General features: G+C 69.1%; 6 protein-coding genes. 5 read left to right on the top strand and 1 reads right to left on the bottom strand.

Annotated elements, in window-relative coordinates:
• The 5 genes from HMPREF3115_RS32480 to HMPREF3115_RS16220 form a co-directional block, all read left to right on the top strand.
• On the top strand, positions 1-604 hold a 604-nt coding region (locus HMPREF3115_RS32480), incomplete at its 5' end, for an acyl-CoA dehydrogenase family protein (RefSeq protein WP_256276214.1).
• A 38-nt stretch (positions 605-642) separates the two neighbouring features.
• Entirely contained in the window at positions 643-1170 is a 528-nt protein-coding gene (locus HMPREF3115_RS16235; protein WP_006409639.1) for a flavin reductase, read from the top strand.
• A gap of 3 nt (positions 1171-1173) precedes the next feature.
• Positions 1174-1875 carry an ethyl tert-butyl ether degradation protein EthD gene (locus HMPREF3115_RS16230; protein WP_070555104.1) on the top strand — a complete coding sequence of 234 codons (702 nt, stop codon included), beginning with the start codon at positions 1174-1176 and terminating at the stop codon, positions 1873-1875.
• Positions 1876-1973: 98 nt separating this feature from the next.
• A complete protein-coding gene (locus HMPREF3115_RS16225) occupies positions 1974-2894 on the top strand; it encodes a LysR family transcriptional regulator (protein ID WP_006409635.1) in 921 nt (306 codons plus the stop codon).
• Positions 2895-2993: 99 nt separating this feature from the next.
• Entirely contained in the window at positions 2994-3914 is a 921-nt protein-coding gene (locus HMPREF3115_RS16220; protein ID WP_053297930.1) for a LysR family transcriptional regulator, read from the top strand.
• A gap of 22 nt (positions 3915-3936) precedes the next feature.
• On the opposite strand, the gene HMPREF3115_RS16215 is transcribed toward HMPREF3115_RS16220, so the two are convergent.
• Positions 3937-4917 carry a PDR/VanB family oxidoreductase gene (locus HMPREF3115_RS16215; RefSeq protein WP_070555103.1) on the bottom strand — a complete coding sequence of 327 codons (981 nt, stop codon included), beginning with the start codon at positions 4915-4917 and terminating at the stop codon, positions 3937-3939.
• Between the last annotated feature and the right edge of the window lie 262 nt (positions 4918-5179).

Here is a 5179-nt window from a genome sequence, read left to right as displayed (position 1 = left end):
GGTCGGCATGCAGGGCACCGGCAGCCACGACCTCGCGCTCGACGACACGTTCGTCGCCGATGCATGGACCTTCGTGCGCGGCGGCGAGCCGACCGTCGACGAACCGTTGTACCGCTATCCGGCCGTCGCGTATCAGGCGCAGGTTCATGCGGCCGTCAACGTCGGCCTCGCGCGCGCGGCGCTCGATCTGCTGACCGCGATGTCCGGCGCGACGAAGACCACGACGGGCGCGCCGCGCCTCGGCGACCGGCCGTACTACCGCGCAGGCCTCGCGAAGGCCGAGGCCGACTGGCGCAGTGCGCGCGCCTTTTTCTACGAGACTGCGGAACAGGTGTGGGCGTCGCTCGTCGCGGGTCGGCCCGTTTCGCCGTCGCAGGCGAATCTGCTGCGCCTGAGCGCGACGCATGCGGCACAGGTCTGCGCGAAGGTCGTGATGCAGGCCTATCAGCTCGCGGGAACGGCGGCGATCTACCGCGAAAACCGCCTGCAGCAGCTGGTGCGCGATTCGATCGTCGTCACGCAGCACGCGTTTCTCGGCGAAGCGACCTACGACGGCTCGGGCGCGCTGTTCGCCGGCGTCGATCCCGTCACGCCGTATCCGTGAACGCTGCCGCAATGCGTTTTGACGAACAGGAGCCATCCATGAATCATTCGACTCCCCTCGACGACGTCCGGCGAAACTTTCGCGAGGCGATGTCGCGCCTGCCGGCCGGCGTGAACGTCATCACGACCGACGGCGCGCGCGGCCGCTGGGGCATCACCGCGAGCGCGGTCTGCTCGGTGACCGATGCGCCGCCGACGATGCTCGTCTGCATCAACCGCGGCAGCCGCGCGCACGACATCATGCGCGGCAACGGGCGCGTCGCGATCAATCTGCTGCCGTCCGGGTGCGAGTCGATCGCGCAGGCGTTTGCCGGCATGACGCAAACGCCCGGCGACGCGCGCTTCGACGATACGCGCTGGGTCGACGGCGCGACCGGCGTGCCCGTGCTCGCCGACGCGAACGTCAGCCTGGAAGGGCACATCATCGACAGCAAGGCGGTCGGCTCGCATTCGGTGATGTTCGTCGAGATCGACCATATCGCGCTGCGCTCGCCCGGCGACGGACTGATCTATTTCGGCCGCGCGTTTCATCGGCTCGCGCATCCGCTTGCCGTGCACGCGGGGTGACGCATGGAGGTGTGCCTGTTCCTGATTGCCGAGCACGGCGACGACGACGCGCACGCGGCGTCGCCCGACGTCGCGCCGGCACCGGACGCGTTGCGCGGCATGCGCGGGCTCGCGCGATGGATCGTGCACCGGCCGGTCGCATTCGCGGCCGATCGCGCCGATCCGGTGCCGCGTCCGCGTTCGCCCGCATGCGTGCTGCAATGCTATTTCGACGATCTCGACGCACTCGAAGCGATGCTCGCGCCGGCCGGCGCGGCGCGCGCGTTCGTCGAACGCTGCGCCGCCGCCGGGCTGCGCGTCGCGCAGCAGGCGATGGCGGTGCGCCGCGTGCCGCTGGCCGGCACACGCGCGGGCGCGCAATGCTGCACGTACCTCGTCAGCTACGAGGGCGAGGCCGCGGACGCGAACGCGTGGCTGTCGCACTATCTCGACCATCATTCGCCGCTGATGGCGCAACTGCCCGGCATTCGCGAGATCGAGATCTATACGCGCATCGACTATCGAAGCGCGCTGCCGGTCCCGCGCGCGCGGGCCATGCAGCGCAACAAGGTCGTGTTCGACGATGCAGGCGCGCTGGCCGACGCGCTCGCATCGCCAGTGCGCGTGCTGATGCGCCGCGACTTCGAGGCCTTGCCGCCGTTTACCGGTGCGACGCCGCACTTCCCGATGGCGAGCCGCGTTTGTGAGATAACATGCGCCGAATAGCCCGCGCGCTGCGCGGCGCCGGCCGTCCGCGGTGACCTGCACGCGACACGGCGGCCGGCGCGCGGCGTCGCGCATCCTACCGGCGGTTCACGAGCGCCATGAACAAGTCCCATCCGGTCGTCACCGATCTCAATCTGCTGCGCGTGTTCCTCGCGATCTCGGAACTGCGCAGCCTGACCGCGGCCGGCGAACGGCTCGGGCTGACGCAGCCGGCCGTCAGTCACGCGCTGCGGCGGCTGCGCAATCTCTTCGACGATCCGCTGTTCGTGCGTACGCCGGCCGGCATGGCGCCGACCGATGCCGCGCGCCAGTTGCACGGGCCGCTGACGCGCGCGTTCGACATCATCGACCTCGCCGTGCAGCAGGTCGCGCATTTCGATCCGGCCACCGCGAGCCGCGTGTTCCGCATTTCGATGTCGGACATGTCGGAGTTCTACTTCCTGCCGCCGCTGCTCGCGAGGCTCGCGGAAGTCGCACCGGGCGTGCGCGTCGAGATCGCGAGCGCCGCTGTGGAAGCGGTCGGTGCCGCGATGCGCAGCGGTGAGATCGATCTCGCGCTCGGCTATGTGCCGGATCCGGGCCCCGGATGCGTGAGCGAGCCGCTCTTTACGGACGAGCACGTGTGCATGGTTCGTGCCGGGCATCCGCTGCGCAAGCGCACGCCGACGCAGGCCGACCTGGCCGCGCTGCGCTATATCTATGCGAGCAGCGACGCGACCGGGCACCGGATGGTCGAAACCTGGCTCGACGAGCTGCAGGTCGAACGCACCATCGTGCTGCGCCTGCCGCATTTCATCGTCGCGCCGGAGATCGTCCAGCATACCGATCTCGCGATCATCTTTCCGCGCAGCGTCGCGGAGCGCTTCAACCGCGGCCGCGCATTCCGGATCCTGCCGTTGCCGTTCGTGCTGCCGCCGATCGAAATCGACCTGCATACGCACGCGCAGTTTTCGGCGGATCCCGGTATCGCGTGGCTACGCGCGCTGATCGTCGACATGTTCCGCCGCCCGGTCGCGTAACGGCGCGCCGTGCGCCGGCCGCGCAGCCGTCGGTCGTCGCATCCGCTTCACTGATTTAGAATGCGTTCACGCATCAATTTGACGAATAGCGGAGGGTGCATGACGTCGGTCGATCATCTCGATCTGAACCTGCTGCGGGTGTTCCAGGCGATCGTCGAGGAACGCAACCTGACGAAGGCCGGCGAGCGGCTTGCACTGTCGCAGCCGGCCGTCAGCTATTCGCTCGGACGGCTACGCACGCTGTTCGACGATCCGCTGTTCGTGCGCACGCGCGCGGGCATGCAGCCGACACCCGTCGCACTCGAACTCGCGGGCATCGTCGGCAAGGCGCTCGACATGGTGCGCGTCGCGCTGCGCTATGCGGAGCGCTTCGATCCGGCGACGAGCACGCGCACGTTCCGGCTGTCGCTGTCGGATGCCGGCGAGATGGCGTATCTGCCCGCGATCTGCCGCGCACTGCGCGAGCGCGCGCCGCGCGTGACGCTCAGCGTGCAGCCGATGCCGGTCGAGGCGATCGAGGAAGCGCTGCGCGCGAGCCGGCTCGATTTCGCGATCGGCAATCTGCCGGAGCTGATGCCGCGCACGCGCCATCAGCTGCTGTTCGAGGAAACCTACGTCTGCATGACGGGCCGCCGGCGCGGATTGCCGAGCGGCGCGGCACTGACGCTCGAGCAGTTCGTGCGGGCCGCGCACGTCAACGTGAAGTCGGTCGAGCACAGCCATCACGCGCTCGACGACGCGCTGCGCGCGCAGAGCGTCGGCCGCAACGTCGCGCTCGAAGTGCCGCACTTCGTCGCACTGCCGGGCGTGCTGCAGGTAACGGACCTGTATGCCACGCTGCCGAAGCGGCTCGCGCAGATCCTGAACCGCGACAACGCGTTCCGGCTTTACGCGCTGCCGGTGCCGCTGCCGCCCGCCCCGGTGACGATGCACTGGCATGAGCATTTCCACGAGGACGAAGGCATTACGTGGATGCGTGCACTGCTTGCGGAGATCGTCGAACGCTTCGACGGCGCGTGACGCGCTCGCGGCCGCGCGCCGTTTATAGATCGAGCACGAGCACCGGCGAGCGCGCGCGCGACACGCAGCAGCAGATCACCGAATTGCTCGCGCGTTCGGCCTTGCTGAGGCAGTGATCGCGGTGGTCGGGCTCGCCGTCGACGACCGGCACCATGCAGGTGCCGCACACGCCTTCGCCGCACGACGTGTCGACTTCGATGCCGATACGCGCGAGCGCGTCGACGATCGACGTGTCGGGCGCGACGCGCACGGACTGACCGCTGCGTTGTAGCCGCACCTCGAAGCCTTCGGATGCGCTTGCGCTGGCGGCGTCGCTGGCGACAGCCGGTTCGGCCGCGAAGCGCTCGAGATGGATTGCGTCGTCCGGCACGCGCGTCGCGGCGGCGGCAATCACCGCGTCCATGAACGGCGCAGGGCCGCAGGTGTACACGTGTGCCTGCGCGTCGACCGATTCGACGCAGCGACCGAGTTCGCGCGCAAGCGCGTCGCGCTCGACGCCGTAATGGAACGTCACGTGCGATGCGAACGGTTCGGCCGACAGTTCGTCGACGAACGCCGCATGGTCGCGGCTGCGCGCGAAATAGTGGAGCCGGTAGCGGGCGCCGCGCTGCGCGAGCGCATACGCCATCGACAGCAGCGGCGTGATGCCGATGCCGGCTGCGATCAGCACGTGTTCGCTCGCGTCGTCGGCGAGCCGGAACAGGTTGCGCGGCGTGCCGATCGACAGCTCGGTGCCGACGCGGACGTCGTCGTGCAGCGAACGCGATCCGCCGCGCGACTGCGTTTCCTTCTTCACGGCGAACAGATAGCTGCCGCGCTCGTCGGGGCGGCCGCACAGCGAGTATTGGCGCGTGACGCCGGACGGCGCGGTGACGTCGATATGGGCGCCCGGTTCGTATGCGTCGAGCGGCTGGCCGTCGACGCGCGACACGCGGAAACAGCGGATGTCCTGCGCCGCGTCGATCAGCGCGTCGATCCGGACCTGGTGGCGATTGGCTTGCATGAGTCGATTCCGTGGGGATCGGGAAAGCCGGCGCGACACCCGTCGCGCCGTGATGCGATCGAGAATAGGGAGCGGCATCGCATGAATCAAATCGATTAAAAAACGATGCCCTAATCAATCGGATGGATAACTGGCGGGCGTGAGCGGGCTCAGCGCGCGGCGGAGCGAGGCGCGGCGATCGCGCCGGGCGCGCTATCGCCGGCGGGTGCGGCCGCCTGGACGTGGCCGCGCTCGCGCTCGAGGCTGCGGCGATAGTGGCGGC

The sequence above is a fragment of the Burkholderia sp. HMSC10F09 genome (assembly GCF_001806955.1).
Lineage (GTDB): Bacteria > Pseudomonadota > Gammaproteobacteria > Burkholderiales > Burkholderiaceae > Burkholderia > Burkholderia multivorans.
The sequence above is the reverse complement of the archived record's forward strand: the minus strand, read 5'-3'. Positions and strand labels throughout refer to the sequence as shown.

What these genes read in the sequence shown, in the direction of transcription:
- HMPREF3115_RS16235 (WP_006409639.1), top strand. Translation starts at nt 643, where the DNA reads ATGAATCATTCGACTCCCCTCGACGACGTCCGGCGAAACTTTCGCGAG.
- HMPREF3115_RS16230 (WP_070555104.1), top strand. Translation starts at nt 1,174, where the DNA reads ATGGAGGTGTGCCTGTTCCTGATTGCCGAGCACGGCGACGACGACGCG.
- HMPREF3115_RS16225 (WP_006409635.1), top strand. Translation starts at nt 1,974, where the DNA reads ATGAACAAGTCCCATCCGGTCGTCACCGATCTCAATCTGCTGCGCGTG.
- HMPREF3115_RS16220 (WP_053297930.1), top strand. Translation starts at nt 2,994, where the DNA reads ATGACGTCGGTCGATCATCTCGATCTGAACCTGCTGCGGGTGTTCCAG.
- HMPREF3115_RS16215 (WP_070555103.1), bottom strand. Translation starts at nt 4,917, where the DNA reads ATGCAAGCCAATCGCCACCAGGTCCGGATCGACGCGCTGATCGACGCG.